Here is a 16785-nt window from a genome sequence, read left to right on the forward strand (position 1 = left end):
AAGCAACGGTCATTTGATGGTTGCTAGCTCAAAGGCTGTTGAAAACGTGCTGGATCCTTCGGAAAATGGGAGATGAAAAAGATGCAGAAAGACCGCTTCAATGATTGGCTGTTTCGTTACCGCTATATTTATCGTTCTCGCTTAAGTGACCGCAGCAAAAAAAGATTCCTAAATGCTTTAGTGACAGATATCTCACAAATAAGAAAAGATATTCGCGTAATCGAATATGATTTGAAACATAAAGCAGCTTCGAGAAATGTTTACATCGGAGATATCGCTCAAGCAGATCGAATCATTTGTACGTATTATGATACACCGCCACAACATTTTGGCGCTTATCATTTTTTTGATCGGAAGGCGCAAGGTCGTCAAACAATGAATTTTATTCTTGTCAGCTCATTCATAACGATTGGGATCGGCGCAGTAGCGACATGGTTCTATAGTCAATTTGCTGCTGACGGTTTTGTACTTTTTTCTTGGCAAACATTTTTCTTAGTTCTGGCATTTGGTTTGTACTTTCTTTTATTGGGAAAAGTGGTAAAAGGGGCCGTCTTCCAGAAAAACTTAACGAGAAATACTTCTTCGGTTTTGGCATTATTGGCTTTAATCAGTGAAAATGAACGACAAAACACTGCGTTTGCGTTCTTGGATGAAGGGAGCTATGGCGAACGAGGATTAGAAGTTTTACGAGATTCAGTCAAGCGTAAGGCTACGATTTATTATCTGGATTCTGTTGGTGCCAAAGCACCTCTACATGTAGTAGGAACAGAGTTTGATCGCAAACAATTAGCACGACTCGGAATCCTTCAAGAAGAAGGAAGCCATGCAGCAATCAATTATGTGATCAGCGGAAATAAGGAATCAACAGCGGGATATTATCTGCCTAAACAATTATTAAGGCAAAAAGACATCAATATGGAAAATGTAAACAAGACGATTGCCTTGTTACAGTAAACGTTTTGCATGGAAACCCATGCAGGGAGACAAAGGAGGAATGACAATGTTGGGAATCGTACTTGCTACCCATGGCACATTAAGCGATGGACTGAAAGATGCGGCAACAGTCATCATGGGAGCAGTCGAAAATATAGCGACAGTCAACTTGTATCAAGGAGACGATGTTCAAGCACTGGGAGAAAAAATCAGTGCCGCAGTACATCAAGTCGATCAACGAGAAGGGGTGCTGATCTTAGTAGACTTACTGAGCGCTAGCCCTTACAACCAGTCAGTTTTGACGATCAATCAGTTAGAAAAAGAGCTGCAAGAAGAAGTTTACGTTATTGGCGGTACCAACTTGCCGATGGTGTTAGAAGCAATCAATCATCAATTACTGCAAACACCAATTGCATCAGCGGCACAAGCAGTGATCGATCAAGGAGAAGATAGTGTTGCTTTTTGGCATATCTCGAATGAGACGCCAGCTGTTGGCGATGAGGATGACGATGATGATTTTTAAGAAAGGATGTTGACTATGAAATGGGGCTTTAGATGGTATGGCGAAGGAGACTCGATTCCTTTGCAAAATGTCCGTCAAATACCTGGCATCAATGGGGTCATCGGCACCTTGTTAAACAAACTGCCGGGAGATATTTGGGAAATTGCCGAAATTGAGGAATTAAAGCAATCGATCGAAAAAGAAGAACTGACATTACTAGGAATCGAAAGTGTGGCGATCCATGACGCGATCAAGGCAGGAACAGAAGAACGGGATCACTACATCGATCATTACATTCAGACGATCAAAAATCTTTCTGCTTGTGGCATACATCTGATCTGTTATAGTTTTAAGCCAATTTTTGGTTGGGCAAAAACCAATCTTTTTTATGAAAATGAGGATGGCAGTTTCTCATTGCTGTATGACCAAGCAGTGGTGGATGGGATGGAACCTAGCGAAATGTACACATTGATCCACAGCCAATCAAAAGGATTCAAGCTGCCTGGTTGGGAAGAAGAACGGTTAAAGAAATTCAAGCAACTGATGGAGACCTATGACGGAGTGACAGAAGAGGTTCTTTTCGATAACTTGGCTTATTTTCTGAAACGAATTATTCCTGTTTGCGAAGAAATGGATGTTAAAATGGCCATCCATCCGGATGATCCGCCTTGGGAGATCTTCGGCTTGCCGCGAATCACCAAAAACTTGTCTGACTTGAAAAAGATATTGGCTATTGTTGACTCTCCTTATAATGGATTGACGCTATGCACTGGTTCGTTAGGCGCCGATCCCAAAAATGATCTAGTGTCGATCATTCATGAGGTCGGCGACCGAATTAATTTTGTTCATTTCCGAAACGTTCTCTTTATGGGAGACCACAAATTCAAAGAGTCTGCACACTTGTCTACAGAAGGTTCACTAGATATGTATGCCATTATGAAAGCCTTGGTGGATGTAGGATTTACTGGAGTGATTCGTCCAGATCATGGGCGAACGATCTGGGGGGAAGTAGCAATGCCAGGATATGGTCTGTATGATCGAGCTTTGGGGATTAGTTATTTGCAAGGACTGCATGAAGCGGTTGTCAAATCGCAAAGGTCTGCAGAAATTGATCAGAAAGCGGGGGAATAGAATGGCAAACGTCGATACATTGATCGAACATTTAGCGGCTACGAAAGTTTTACCGCTTTATACCGCCACAGACATGTCGTTGCTAGATCCACTAGAAGAATTATTGATTAAACACGATATTCGTTTGATTGAAGTGACTTTCCGCAGCGAACTGGCGTTAAAAGCAATCGAACACTTAACACGCTCAGGGAAGTTGCTCGTGGGAGCCGGCACGGTGAGAACACTTGAAGAAGCCCAACAAGCGGTAGCAAAGGGGGCCCAGTTTATTGTCTCTCCAGCTATTGTTCCAGAAGTTGTCGATCACTGTTTAAAGAATCAGATCCCGATTTTTCCAGGAACAGCGACACCAAATGATATTCAGAAAGCCGTATCGTTTGGGATCAAAACTGTGAAATTTTTTCCAGCAGATATTTATGGCGGGTTACAGGCAATCAAAGCGTTAAGCGGTCCCTTCTATGATGTTCGATTTTTGCCAACTGGCGGAATCTCTAAGGACAATTGCCGAGACTACCTTGCTCACCCGCAAGTGATCGCAGTTGGGGGTTCGTTCATCCTTTCAGAAGAGCTGGTCAGGGATTATGAGCAAGGGGATGCACATTTAGCATCCTTGAAAGCAATCCTTGAATCGATCTGAGTATCAAAACAGAGAGCGGTGCGATCTAATGCTAGACGCATGGCTCTTTTTTAAAATAAAGAAGGAGAAAGCGAATGAACACAATCCAACTAGTAATTTTTGACATGGATGGCTTAATGTTCGAAACAGGACGACTTGCCTACCGGGCCTATCTAAAATCTGCTGAAGAACACGATTTTGAATTGATCCACGATGTCTATTATTATTTGACCGGGAAAAGAGAAGCCGAGATTCGTCAAGGAATGAAAGAGTTGTACGGCGATGTCCCTGTTGACCAATGGCGGGATTCGATGAACCGATACAAAGAAGCCATTTTAGCTGAAGAAAAAAGAGTCTACAAAAAGCCGGGGTTGCTCGATTTACTAAAGGAGCTGAAGCAGCATACCTGCCAAATCGCATTAGCCTCCTCTTCTTCCCGAGAAAAAATCGCCACCTATTTTGAGCTAGAAAAGATGCCGCCTATCTTTGATATCATCGTAGCTGGCGATCAAGTCAAGCAAGGAAAGCCCGACCCGGAAATTTTTTTGACGGCTTGTCATCAGGCAAAGGTTCTCCCAAAAGATGCCTTAGTCTTAGAAGACTCGTTTGCCGGGATAGCTGCTGCTGAAAAAGCGGGCATCTCAGCGTTTCTGATTGAAGATGATTTGACTGACTTACCGACAAGAAAAGGAAGATACCCGTTGAGCAAACAACCAATCCTCAATAAAGAGGCGCTGCTGCAGGGTGTCCAACACTTTACTGATTTAGCTGAAGTCAAAGACTTTTTACTAGCCAATCAATTACTTAGGTAATCGGAAATTTGATCGGTTCGCTCAAGATGAATGGTTCTATTCAGCTCTTGCAGCGTATTGCCAACCATTCATCTTTTACATTTTTAGCGTAATTAAATGCAAAGAAAAAATGAATACGTATCCAAAAAAGATTGCAATTTTGGAAAAACGTGCTATAGTTTAAAATTGAACCGGTTCAATTATTTAACAAGCTGCTGATTTCTATTAAATCGTGAAGGGGATCATCACCCATTACCAAAAGCAAAGCAATGAATCCAACGATTCATAATCATTAAAAAATGGATCGTGAAAAATGGCAGCAGAGAAAGGTGAGAAACATGGCTTCGATTCGAGATGTTGCGCAATTAGCAGGTGTTTCCGTAGGGACTGTTTCCCGATATTTGAATGGACATCAGCTGAAACAATTGAATAGAGAAAAGATTGCTGCTGCTATTGAGTCGCTTGACTACAAAGAGAATATTATTGCGAAGGGTTTAAAGAACAATCGCAGCTATTCACTTGGCTTATTGATGAATCGCATCTCCAGTCGATTTGGCTCGGAAGTTGTTTCTGGTATCGAGAAAGTCGCGGAAGAAAATGGCTATAGTATTTTGCTGAGTGGTTTTACGAATAGCAAAGAGGACCATGACAAACTCGATTATTTATTGCAGCATGCTGTCGATGGCTTGATTGTTTTCTTTTCTGATGAAAAAAAGTTTGATTTGTCGAAATGGCAGGACATTCAGATACCCATTGTCTTTTTGAATCATCCTGAGACACAAGGAATCGCCGATGTTCTCTTATTGAACGACCGTCAAAGTGTTTTTGACGTCATCAACCATTATTTAGCAGCTGGACACAAAAAAATCGGTTATCTTTCCGCCCCACAGTCGGATCACACTGCGAGAGAACGACTGTTTGGTGCGCAAGCTGCTATGGCAAACAATGAAGCAGAAATGAAAATCGTGGTGGGGGACTACACAAGACAAAGCGGTTATCGGGGAACTGAAGAATTAGTCGCATGGGGAGCGACTGCAATTTTTGTCAGTAACTACAACATGTCAGTGGGGGCTTTGGAATGTTTCAATCAAAAGGGATTGATCGTTGGAAAAGACATCGCCTTTGGTCACTATGATTATCTTTCTGAAGCAGAACAGAGTTTGTTGCCGCAAATCACTGTGAATCCACCAGCAGAAAAAATGGGGGAAAAAGCTGCAGAACTTGTCTTAGAACGAATCAAAATGGGAAACACGGCCACTGAAAAGCAAGTGGTCTTAATGGAAAATCAACTACTAGGATTAGCGGAGGGAGCAGAAACATGAAGGTTCAATTTCCAGAAAATTTTTGGTGGGGTTCCGCAGCCAGCGGCCCGCAGACAGAAGGACGGGTAGCCGGAGACGGCAAAGGCGAAAATATTTTTGATTACTGGTATGCCAAAGAACCCGAAAAATTTTTTAACCAAGTAGGTCCTGACAAAGCATCGGAAGTTTATCTTAAATACAAAGAGGATGTCCAATTGATGGTTCAAACCGGCCATAACTCTTTTCGGACTTCGATTCAATGGAGTCGGTTGATTCCTGATGGAACAGGGGCAGTCAATCCCCAAGCAGTTGCTTTTTACAATGATTATTTTGATGAGTTGATTAACAACGGCATCGAGCCTTTTATTAACCTCTACCATTTTGATATGCCGATGGCGTTGCAAGAAAAGGGTGGTTGGTTAGCTCGTGAAACGGTAGATGCGTATGCAGAATATGCCAAACAATGTTTCGAATTGTTTGGTGCAAAAGTCAAAAAATGGTTTACTCATAATGAGCCGATCGTTCCTGTTGAGGCGGGTTATTTGTATCAGCTGCATTATCCAGAAAAAAGCAATATGAAGCAGGCTGTTCAAGTTGGATTCAATGAAGCATTGGCTTCCGCTTTGGCGATCAAAGCTTACCATGAAAGTGGGCAAACTGGACAAATCGGCATCATACTGAATCTAACTCCAAGTTATCCAAGAGACAGTAATAATTCCGAAGATGTTCGAGCAGCAGAAATCGCGGATGCCTTCTTCAATCGGTCGTTTCTTGATCCTGCAGTCAAAGGAATTTTCCCAGAAGAACTGGTGAAAATCGTGAAAGAATTAGACATGGTACCTGAGATGCAAGGGGATGATCTGGACATCATCAAAAACAATACCGTCGATTTGTTGGGAGTCAACTATTATCAGCCACGGCGAATCAAGGCGAAAGAAACGCCGGTCGATTCTACAGCTGCGCCGATGCCAGAAAATTATTTTGATGTGTATGATATGCCAGGGAAAAAAATGAATCCTTATCGTGGATGGGAAATCTATGAAAAAGGCATTTACGATCTATTGCTCAACCTTCGCGATAACTATGGCAACCTGCCTTGCTTTATCTCGGAAAATGGCATGGGAGTTGAAAATGAGCAGCGTTTCTTAGGTGAAGATGGGATGATTCATGATGATTATCGGATTGAATTTGTTTCAGAACATTTGAAATATGTTCATCAAGCAATTCAAGAAGGCGCCAATTGTCTAGGCTATCATATGTGGACCTGCATGGACAACTGGTCGTGGACCAATGCCTACAAAAACCGCTACGGCTTTATCTCCGTCGACTTGGAAAATGATCGGCAGCGGACAATCAAAAAATCAGGACACTGGTTCAAGCAAGTCTCTGAGAACAATGGCTTTGAAGGATGAGTCTTTCATGAATCTATCAAGGCAAGCATTAGGATGATCCAAACAGAGCAGATAGAATAGTTGAAGCAGATGAAGGGAGGTTTTCCCTTCATTTTTTTTTGACTGATAGGCGCTTGATCAGGCTGTGATCAGGGGTGCGAAGGAGGAAGCGAAGGAACTTAACAACGCAGCCAGTAGAAAAGCAGAAAAGCAGTTTAGTGAAAAAAACATGGAATATTTTACAAGAAATCGAAGGGTTCAATGCTAGAATAGTTAAATAGATAAAAAGGAGGTACAGAATGAAAAAGGTTCACTATGATGAAATGTTTGGAATTGAGGCCTATGCCTTAGAAAACTATCCAAAGAGCTTTCCGCTTCACTTTCATGATTATTATGTGGTGGGGGTTTTGTTAGAGGGAAAAAGGAGCCTGTATTGTGGAAAGACCCAAACCCTTGAAAAAGGCGATCTGAACCTATTCAATCCCTACCAGCCTCATAGTTGTCAAAGCATAGAGAACCAGTCAATCACCTACCACGCCCTTAACATTTCCAAGGAAATGATGGCCCATGTAGTAAAGGAAATCACCGGCAAAAACGAGTTGCCTTATTTCAGTCAGGTGATTTTACGAAACGACGGCTTAGGAGAATTAGTCGAGGAATTGTATCAAGCCATTCGTTTAAAAAAATCCTCTCTTTATCGGGAGGAATTGATTTTTTTACTCATTGAACACTTGCTTACATACACGGCAGAAGGGTATCAGAAGGAAGCCGTACAAAATGGTGGCTTAGAAGCTGTTTGCCACTATCTGCACCAGCATTACACAGCAGATATTCGCTTAACGGATCTTGTGGCATTAACCCATTTGAAAAAAAGTTCTTTCATTCATCAGTTTACAAAAAACTACGGCATGACCCCTTATCGGTATCTCTTATCGATTCGAATCGCTGAAGCGAAGAAACTACTGGCAAACCAGCAGTCTGTAGCAGAAGTGGCGTTGATGACCCATTTCTCTGATCAAAGCCATTTCTCCAATGTATTCAAAAATTTTATTGGGCTGACCCCGAAACAATATCAAAGAATGTATCAAAGGAGTATAGAATGAATCATTTATTGAAGAATCCTCATGTCACTGCGTTAATCACGGTTTTTTTCTGGTCAACGACGTTTATTGCAACAAAGCTGTTATTGGTTGATTTTTCACCCACTGCGATATTGCTTGTCCGGTTCATCATTGGTCTTGCGGCATTGAGTGTGATTTCCAAGTTTAGTCTCGTACATTATCGTTTGTGGCAGCATCTATATTTGATGGCTGCCGGCATCACCGGAGTTTGTTTTTATTTCTTTTTGGAGAACATCGCTTTAAGTTATACCAGTACATCGAATGTGGCGGTGATTGTTTCCATTTCGCCTCTTTTCATTGGCCTAGCTTCAGCTTTTGTGTATCAGACGAAATTAAAAGTAACCTTCTTTATCGGCTTTTTGCTCTCTTTTATCGGCATTTTTTTGATTAGTTTTGCAGGAGATCTTTCCTTTCATCCATTAGGTGATTTCTTAGCCGTGGCAGCTGCCTTGATGTGGATGATCTACTCCCTATTGATCAAAAAAATCGCCAGTTGGGGGTACTCAGTAATCGATACGACGAAAGCAATCTTTCTCTATGGGATTCTCTTTATTTTGCCACTGTTTGTATTGACCAAGAGTTCGCTACCATTAGAAAAATTGCTTCAAACAGACAACTTGTTTTACCTAATGTTTCTTGGCTTAGGTGCTTCCGCGTTGTGCTTTGTCCTCTGGAATTATACCGTTGAACAGCTAGGCGCTGTCGTTGCCGGACTTTATATTTATTTGGTTCCTGTGACGACATTATTCGCTTCTTTTCTCATCTTGGGAGAAACGATCAGTTTTGTGAAATTAATAGGCGTGATCTTGACGTTATTGGGTCTTTTTGTTTCGGAAGGACAAAGAAAGTTTTCAATAAAAACAGTGAGGTTAAAGGATGAGGAGTAGACAAACCGCGACTTAGCCAAGGCTCCTGTTCAATGATGATAGCGAGCGTGGGACAAAAGTAAAAAACACTTTTGTTCCACGCTCTAGTGAATTGTTTATAAAAAGTCTTTCGGCTAGCGAAGAAGCACTGTCAGAAGGACTGTGCTTTCACGCATTTCTTGAAGTGATTTTCGCCAATGTGAAAATCGATTTTTCATTAGTGCCGGTGATCGATCGACGGAAAGCGAAGGTCCTCGATGTTCAGGAAGTGTTTGGCAACCAGAACATTTCCCCCAAAGAGAGGCGCTTGTTCGCCTAAACGACTAGTTTTGATTTTAGTATTTTGGGTAAACTGGCTGGTTAATTTTTGTTGCAACTCTGTAAGAAGAGTAGGGATTTTCCGATAAACTGAACTATTGATGTAGACTTCTTCAGGATCGAAAAAGGTGATGACATTGTTTAATCCGATACTGAGAAATTCAACATTTTGCCTTGCCAATTCAATGGCGGACTTCTCTCCTGAATGAACAGCTTCCGCAAAAATATCCGAATTGACAAAGTCTTTTTTCGTATAGTGACTGTAGGTATCAAACAACACCTTATTGGAAGCATATTGCTCTAAACAGCCGCGATTTCCGCAAGGGCAAAGGTTGCCGTGGGGAAATAAAGTGGAATGGCCAACTTCGCCGGCGGTTCCGTGAGTGCCTGTCTGCAAGCGACCGTTTACGATAATGCCAACACCGATTCCGCTATGAATACTGACACTGATCAAATTGGTTGAATCAGAAGAAAAACAATATTCGCCCAAAGCTGTTAAGTTTGCTTCATTTTCAATATAGACGGCGGTATTGTATTTTTGACTTAGAGGGGTGATCAAATCGATCCCTTCCAAATCATAATAAGGGGTAAAGGTGATCGTTTCCTGATTGACGATGCCATGGATCGCTAAACAGATACCAACCAGACCATGAGTGGCAGACGGCATTTGCGGAGTGAATTCCTGCATGATCGAATCAATGGTGGTGAATACATTGTCTTTGGTGATCAAGATATCTTGTTTTTCTGCAGTAGCAATTTTCTGGCCGTTGATATAGGAAAGCATCCCGTTGACATAATTGTAGCCAATATCAAAAGTAACCGCTAAGCTGCTTTGATGGTCAAATTGAAGTTGGATCGGTTTGCGGCCACCGATGGATGTGGAATCACCAATTCCTACTTCTTTGACAAACTCGGTTTCGATCAATTTTTTCATGATTTGAGAAACAGAGGCTTTGTTCAGATTCGTTAGATGTGAGACTTCAGCTCTTGAAATATGTTCGTTATCAATGATGGTTTTTAGGACGGCAGCTTCGTTCTGCTCGCGAATGCCCATTTTATTAATAATCATACGCTCTCCTTTTTGATCTATCATAGTGTTAGTTTACCGTGCAAATTAATATTGTGCAAGTTTATCTTTATTCCTTAAAATAGAACCCGTATAAGGGGAAAAAAAAGTAAACAAAGGTTTGAAAGCGCTTGACAAAAACCAGCTAGTCGTTTACTATCCAATTAGTTAGTTTTTTAAGCAAATTAACCTAAATATTGTGATCACATATCCGTAAACGATGAAAAAATTATTATCAGCAAAGGAGAATGATATGGCTTATTTACTAGGACTGGATCTAGGGACGAGTTCCTTGAAAGGGTTGGTTTTTGATCAATCGGGGCAGCTTATCAATACAGCTAGCGCCGATTATCCATTGACATCCCCACGACCAGGATATAGCGAGCAAGATCCGAATCATTGGCGCCAAGCGGCCCAGACAGTTATTTTTGAGTTACTCGACAAAATTCCTGAATTGCGTAAAGAGTTGATTGGTATCAGTTTTTCAGGTCAAATGCATAGCTTAGTTTTACTCGATGAAGAAAATACGGTGATTCGTCCGGCAATATTATGGAATGATGTGCGTACGACGAAACAATGCCAACGAATCATGGAAGAAATGCCGGAGATTCTTGCTATCACCAAAAATGTTGCGTTGGAAGGCTTCACATTACCTAAAATTTGTTGGGTGCAAGAACATGAGCCGGAGAACTGGCAGCGAGTTCGTCATTTGATGTTACCGAAGGATTTCTTGGCTTTATGGCTATCGGGTACTTACTCCATGGACTATTCGGATGCGGCAGGAACATTATTGCTGGATAGTGAGCAGAAATGCTGGTCGACAGAGATCATCAATAAGTTTGCTATTCCCGCAGAGATCTTACCAACACTATTTGAATCTGCGGAAGAAGTGGGCACATTGGTTCCTGAATTACAAGCAGCATTTGGTTTTGAGCAAGAAGTCAAAATCTTTGCCGGTGGTGCGGACAACGCCTGTGCCGCATTAGGATCAGGGATCATCGATGAAGGCATTGGAATGGTATCGATTGGAACCAGCGGTGTATTCCTATCTTTTGAAGAACAAGAGGTTGATTACCAAGGAAAATTGCACGTGTTTCATCATGCCGTTGCCAAAAAGCACTATTCGATGGGGGTCACATTAGCTGCTGGCAATTCATTGAGCTGGTATCGTGATACATTTGCTGAAGGGGTCGATTTTTCCGAATTGCTTGCTGATGTGGAGGAAGTTTCACCGGGAGCGGATGGCCTTTTATTTACGCCTTATATTGTTGGCGAACGAACACCTTACACAGATAGCACGATTCGAGGCAGTTTCATCGGGATCGATACCCACCATCGACGTCGGCATTTCAGTCGCGCCGTGTTAGAAGGCATCACATTTTCTTTGAAGGACTCGCAACTGATCATGGAAGAAACCGCCAAACGCAAGTTTAGCAAAATCGTCTCTGTTGGCGGCGGTGCGAAAAATAAAGCTTGGCTGCAAATGCAAGCGGATATTTTTGATGCTGAGATCACGACATTAACAACGGAACAAGGACCAGGGATGGGCGCAGCCATGTTAGCAGCTATCGGCAGTGGGTTATATCCGGATGAAGCTGCGTGTGTAGAAGCTTTTGTGAAGTATGGTCCAGTGATCAAACCAGTGAAAGAAAACGTGGCAGAGTATCAGCGTGTATATGCCATCTATCAAAAAGTGTATCCGCAAACGGCACCTTTGTGTCGGGAACTGGCTGCTCTTCAACCCGAGTAAGTCTTAAAAACAGGTTTTACGAAACTTATTTTTCATAAGTAAGTTAGTTTATCACGCTAAAAAACTACAAAATGGAGGAAACAAAATGAGTTATTTCCCAACGATCGATAAAATCCAATACGAAGGTCCTCAAACTGAGAATATGTTTGCGTTTCGTCACTATGACGCAGAAGAAGTCGTGCTAGGCAAGAAAATGAAAGATCATTTGCGCTTTGCAATTGCGTATTGGCATACCATGACCCAAGATGGATCAGATCCTTTCGGTGCACCAGTCAACAAACGGACGTGGGTCGGTGAAACGGAGATGGAGACTGCCAAAAATCGTGTGGAGACATTCTTTGAAATTTGTGAAAAACTAGGGGCAGAATTTTTCTGTTTCCACGATGTGGATGTGGCACCAGCTGGCGAAACTTTAGAAGAGTTTTTCCAAAATCTTGATGAGATCACCGATTTGATCAAAGAAAAAATGGAGCAAACAGGAATCAAATTGCTATGGAATACTGCCAATATGTTTTCGCATCCTAGATTCAACAATGGAGCTGCATCAACGAACAATGCCGAAGTTTATGCCATTGCTGCAGCACAAGTCAAAAAAGGACTAGACATCTCCAAAAAATTAGGCGGCGAAAACTATGTCTTCTGGGGTGGTCGTGAAGGCTACGAAACATTGTTGAACACAGACATGAAATTTGAACAAGACAATATTGCTCGTCTGTTTAAAATGGCGATTGCCTACGGTGAAAAAATCGGTCATAAACCGCAATTCTTATTAGAACCTAAACCAAAAGAGCCATCGAAGCACCAATATGATTTTGATGCTGCAACGACAATGGCCTTCATTCAGCATTATGGTTTGGAAGGCGACTTCAAGTTGAATCTTGAAGCCAATCATGCCACATTGGCTGGTCATACCTTTGAACATGAGATTGCAGTTGCTCGCAGTTATGATGCACTAGGATCACTAGATGCCAATCAAGGAGATATGCTGCTAGGCTGGGATACGGATGAGTTCCCAACAAACGTCTTTGATTCAACCCTTGCTTTGTATGAAGTGTTGGAAAATGGCGGCATCGCACCGGGAGGAATCAACTTTGATTCTAAAGTTCGTCGTTCTTCTTTTGAAATGGAAGACTTGTTGTTGGCGCATATTGCTGGGATGGATACCTATGCCCGGGCATTAAAAGCTGCAGCGAAGTTAAAAGAAGATCGTTTCTTTGACGAATTGAAAGAAAAACGTTATGCCTCATTTAGCGAAGGAATCGGCGCGAAGATCGTGGCAGACCAAGAAGATCTTGAAAGCTTGACGGATTACGCGTTGGCCCATGACCAAGTGGAGTTGGAATCTAGCCATATTGAATACGTGAAATCTCGTTTGAATGATTACCTGTTCTAATGAACTGGGCTGTGACATAAGCCAAAACAAGTGATAAATCCAATGATATCAGAGAGGTCCCTAGGACATTGCTTTCAGATGGCGATCGACCAAGACCTCTCTGTCATTGGGAAATCCTTGTTCAACTTATGCTGCAGTCTTTTTTTCAAAGTGGGAACGAAATTCTGTTGTTTCTGAGTAAGAATGTGCTACGATAAAATGTAACCGATTTAATAAGGTTGTTGAGGAGGATAATAAACCATGTTTCACAGCAAATTAGATCCTTTCCCGACAGATTTTTTGTGGGGAGCTGCATCGGCCGCTTATCAAGTCGAAGGCGCGTGGGATGCCGATGGCAAAGGACCATCCATCTGGGATACCTATTCACAAATTGCCGGTAATACTTTTGAAGAAACCAATGGCAAAATCGCGATTGATCATTACCATCGCTATAAAGAAGACGTGGCACTGATGAAACAGATGGGACTAAAAGCCTATCGTTTTAGTGTGGCTTGGTCACGTATTTTGCCAGAAGGAGAAGGGGCTGTCAACGAGGCTGGATTACGCTTTTACGAAGATCTGGTGGATGAATTGCTGGCTCATGACATTGAACCTGTTTTGACACTGTACCATTGGGATCTGCCTCAAGGGTTACAAGACCGCTACCAAGGGTGGGAAAGCCGCCAAACAGCAGAGGCTTTCGAGAATTATTGCCGTATTTTATTTGAACGACTAGGGGAAAAAGTGACGTATTGGGTGACCATGAATGAACAAAATGTCTTCACAGCTCTCGGTTACCGCTGGGGAGCTCATCCACCAGGAATCAAAGACTTAAAACGAATGTACGCCGCAAATCATATCATCAATATTGCCAATGCTAAAGCCATTCATTTGTTTCATGAAATGGTACCCCAAGGAAAGATCGGACCCAGTTTTGGTTATGGACCGATGTATCCTTTTAGTTGCGATCCAGAAGATGTATTAGCTGCCGAAAATGGCGAAGCCTTCAACAACGCGTGGTTTTTGGACGTTTACTGCAAGGGGCAGTACCCCAAATTTGTGTACAAGCAATTAGCAAAACTCGGGATTGCGCCGGAAGTTACTTTAGAAGACCAGCAACTCATGAAACAGGCAAAACCAGACTTCCTGGGGATCAATTATTATCATGGGGGAACGGCACAGCAAAACCAGTTTCAAAAGCAGCAAACCGCCAAAAAAGAATTTTCAAAAGTCGATCCTTACCTAATGCAAGCGACGTCTGATGCGCTGGCACCAGAAGAAAATATGTTTGCTACAGCTGAAAATCCTATGCTGAAAAAAACGGATTGGGGTTGGGAGATCGATCCGGTTGGTTTTCGGGTCGCACTGCGCCGCATCCAAGCCAACTACGATTTGCCGATTTTTGTAACGGAAAATGGCTTAGGGGCGCTTGATCAGCTGTCAGACTGCCAGATCCATGACTCCTATCGAATCGATTATCTACAAGAACACCTTCTCGAATTACAAAAAGCGATCACCGATGGTGTGGATATGATTGGCTACTGTGCTTGGTCTTTCACTGATCTGTTGAGCTGGCTGAACGGATATCAAAAACGCTATGGCTTTGTCTATGTCGATCGCGACAATCAGCAGGAGAAGCAGTTAGCAAGAATTCCGAAAGACAGTTTCTATTGGTATCAAGAAGTGATCCGCACAAATGGGGCCAGCTTGCTGCAAAACGAGAAGTAGACGAAAGTGGAGTGAGAAGATGCGTAAGGTATTGATTGTCGATGATGAGGTTTCGATTCGCAACGGACTGCCGTTGATCATCAACTGGGAAAGCTATGGGTATCAGATCGTCGGATCGGCAGAAAATGGTGAGACCGGACTGGCAATGATTCGTGAATTGAAACCCGACGTAGTGATTGCCGATATTCGGATGCCCGGGAAAAATGGCCTAGACATGGTAGCCGCCGCCAACGAAGAAGGGTTCTCGTTTTATGCGATCATTTTATCCGGCTATTCCGATTTTGATTATGCGAAACAAGCCCTTCAGTTAGGGGCAGTGACTTACTTGTTAAAGCCGATCGATGAGGAAGAACTGATTGCCATTTTAACGAAAATTGATCAAAGAGCGAAAAGCGATCAGCAGAAAAACCAGAAAAGTCAGCTGATGGAAAAACTTTTCGGAGGCGATTCCACCGGGGTCAAACACGCTCAAGCAATCAAATTATTGCGTCTTGCAGAAGAGACGGATCCTCATCTGCTGATCGAGAAACTCCAGCAGCAAGTCGGCCAAGTAGTCTCACTGATCCACCGCCACCATTGTTATCTCGTATTATTAAATGAAGAACGTTTCCCAGATGAGACGATCGATCAGTGGTGCCGAAAAGTATTAGGGCAGCGCGAGGTCTTAATCTCTCGCTGGTTTGCAGCACAGGAAAGTTTAAAACCGTTGATGGTGGATATCCAGACATTAAGCAAGCTGATTTTTCTATACCCCAATCAAGTGATTTCCCATCATGTCTTGGAAAAAAGTCAAGCAGAACCCCAGACGCCGCGGGGGGCACTAATGGAGGCAATTTTAGCCAACCAGCCCCTCGCAGAACTTTTGACAGGCTACTGGCAGAATTTTTATCAGACATTGGCGTTGGAAGAGGCCATCAAATGGCAAGTCAACGGGGATGTGGAATGGCTCTATCATCAAATCATTGAGAAGGTAGCACTGGACATTCCTTGGGATTCAGAAGCGTTGCACCAACAAATATTTCTAGCGCAAACATTCCCGATGTTGCAAGCCGTCATCACAGACAAACTTCATCAATTGAAGGAGGCAGTCGCCAATCGCTTCAATCAAGTCGATATCATCACTGAATTGATCCAGTATACAAAAAAGCATTATCGGGATGATTTAACGTTGAAAAAAATTGGTGAGATTTTCAGTTACAACAGCGCCTATTTAGGAAAAAAATTCCGTAAAGAGACCGGTAAAAATTACTTGGCATTTTTGGATGAAGTGCGCATGGAAAAAGCCGTGGAAATATTGCGGCATTCCAATTTGATGGTCTATGAAGTAGCCGAGTTAGTGGGCTACAGCAACGTCGATTATTTTTATAAAAAATTCAAACAGTACCATCACGTTTCCCCCAATGAATTTCGTAAGCAAGAATAAACATCAGAAATCAGATAGATGAAGCAGAGGTTGCACAGTGGTCAGATTCAAGAAATAAAAAGGGATTTCCAAAAATTGTTTTTCAAATTTTTGTGAAATTTCGGCTTATCTCCGAAGAAGTTACTTCTAACCGTCTATTCGAAAAGGGACTGTGGCATAAGTCTCCGACAAGTAACATCCGAACAGTATATCTTATTGCTCCTGCGGTGCAGTGGCTCCTCGTCGCAAAAGTCCGAGGAATCCACAGTAATAGACTATGATTCGGTTTCACTTGTTGGATGATGACTAATGTCACAGTCTTTTATTATTGCTCCTGCGGTGCAGTGGCTCCTCGTCGCAAAAGTCCGAGGAATCCACAGCAATAGACTATGATTCGGTTTCGCTTGTTGGCTGATGACTTATGTCGCAGTCTTTTATTATTGCTCCTGCAGTGCAGGACTCCTCGTCGCAAAAGTCCGAGGAATCTGTATCAATAGCAT

Annotated in this window: 14 protein-coding genes; 13 read left to right on the top strand and 1 reads right to left on the bottom strand. The window is 42.5% G+C overall.

Going from position 1 to position 16785, the window contains the following annotated elements; all coding sequences use genetic code 11:
• The first annotated feature begins 72 nt into the window (after positions 1-72).
• The 9 genes from EG2_RS08750 (at position 73) to EG2_RS08790 (ending at position 8670) form a co-directional block, all read left to right on the top strand.
• Entirely contained in the window at positions 73-954 is an 882-nt protein-coding gene (locus EG2_RS08750; RefSeq protein WP_071870130.1) for a hypothetical protein, read from the top strand.
• Between the two features lie 46 nt (positions 955-1000).
• Positions 1001-1456 (top strand): PTS sugar transporter subunit IIA, encoded by a 456-nt coding sequence (locus EG2_RS08755; RefSeq protein WP_060814382.1) that lies wholly within the window; start codon positions 1001-1003, stop codon positions 1454-1456.
• Between the two features lie 15 nt (positions 1457-1471).
• Positions 1472-2566 (top strand): mannonate dehydratase, encoded by a 1095-nt coding sequence (uxuA, locus tag EG2_RS08760; RefSeq protein ID WP_060814383.1) that lies wholly within the window; start codon positions 1472-1474, stop codon positions 2564-2566.
• Position 2567: 1 nt separating this feature from the next.
• Positions 2568-3200 carry a bifunctional 4-hydroxy-2-oxoglutarate aldolase/2-dehydro-3-deoxy-phosphogluconate aldolase gene (locus EG2_RS08765; protein ID WP_060814384.1) on the top strand — a complete coding sequence of 211 codons (633 nt, stop codon included), beginning with the start codon at positions 2568-2570 and terminating at the stop codon, positions 3198-3200.
• Positions 3201-3274: 74 nt separating this feature from the next.
• The gene (locus tag EG2_RS08770; RefSeq protein ID WP_060814385.1) at positions 3275-3991 is read left to right on the top strand and encodes an HAD family hydrolase; all 717 of its coding nucleotides are present in this window, start codon (positions 3275-3277) and stop codon (positions 3989-3991) included.
• Between the two features lie 317 nt (positions 3992-4308).
• Complete coding sequence (locus EG2_RS08775) at positions 4309-5292, top strand: LacI family DNA-binding transcriptional regulator (protein ID WP_060814386.1); 984 nt, start codon at positions 4309-4311, stop codon at positions 5290-5292.
• Positions 5289-6683: a glycoside hydrolase family 1 protein gene (locus EG2_RS08780; RefSeq protein WP_060814387.1), complete on the top strand. Its 1395-nt coding sequence runs from the start codon at positions 5289-5291 to the stop codon at positions 6681-6683. Before EG2_RS08775 ends, EG2_RS08780 begins: the two co-directional genes overlap by 4 nt.
• 278 nt (positions 6684-6961) lie before the next feature.
• On the top strand, positions 6962-7765 hold the full coding sequence (locus EG2_RS08785) for an AraC family transcriptional regulator (RefSeq protein WP_060814388.1): 804 nt from the start codon (positions 6962-6964) through the stop codon (positions 7763-7765).
• Entirely contained in the window at positions 7762-8670 is a 909-nt protein-coding gene (locus EG2_RS08790; protein ID WP_060814389.1) for a DMT family transporter, read from the top strand. The genes EG2_RS08785 and EG2_RS08790 overlap by 4 nt, the downstream gene beginning before the upstream one ends.
• A gap of 196 nt (positions 8671-8866) precedes the next feature.
• On the opposite strand, the gene EG2_RS08795 is transcribed toward EG2_RS08790, so the two are convergent.
• Positions 8867-10036 (bottom strand): ROK family transcriptional regulator, encoded by a 1170-nt coding sequence (locus EG2_RS08795; protein ID WP_060814390.1) that lies wholly within the window; start codon positions 10034-10036, stop codon positions 8867-8869.
• Positions 10037-10286: 250 nt separating this feature from the next.
• Here EG2_RS08795 and xylB point away from each other — a divergent pair, with 250 nt between their 5' ends.
• The 4 genes from xylB (at position 10287) to EG2_RS08815 (ending at position 16306) form a co-directional block, all read left to right on the top strand.
• On the top strand, positions 10287-11783 hold the full coding sequence (gene xylB, locus EG2_RS08800; RefSeq protein ID WP_060814391.1) for a xylulokinase: 1497 nt from the start codon (positions 10287-10289) through the stop codon (positions 11781-11783).
• Between the two features lie 85 nt (positions 11784-11868).
• A complete protein-coding gene (xylA, locus tag EG2_RS08805; protein WP_060814392.1) occupies positions 11869-13176 on the top strand; it encodes a xylose isomerase in 1308 nt (435 codons plus the stop codon).
• Positions 13177-13416: 240 nt separating this feature from the next.
• Positions 13417-14883 carry a glycoside hydrolase family 1 protein gene (locus EG2_RS08810; protein WP_060814393.1) on the top strand — a complete coding sequence of 489 codons (1467 nt, stop codon included), beginning with the start codon at positions 13417-13419 and terminating at the stop codon, positions 14881-14883.
• 19 nt (positions 14884-14902) lie between these two features.
• Entirely contained in the window at positions 14903-16306 is a 1404-nt protein-coding gene (locus EG2_RS08815) for a response regulator (RefSeq protein ID WP_060814394.1), read from the top strand.
• Positions 16307-16785: the final 479 nt, after the last annotated feature.

This window comes from Enterococcus gallinarum NBRC 100675, from assembly GCF_001544275.1.
Classification (GTDB): domain Bacteria; phylum Bacillota; class Bacilli; order Lactobacillales; family Enterococcaceae; genus Enterococcus_D; species Enterococcus_D gallinarum.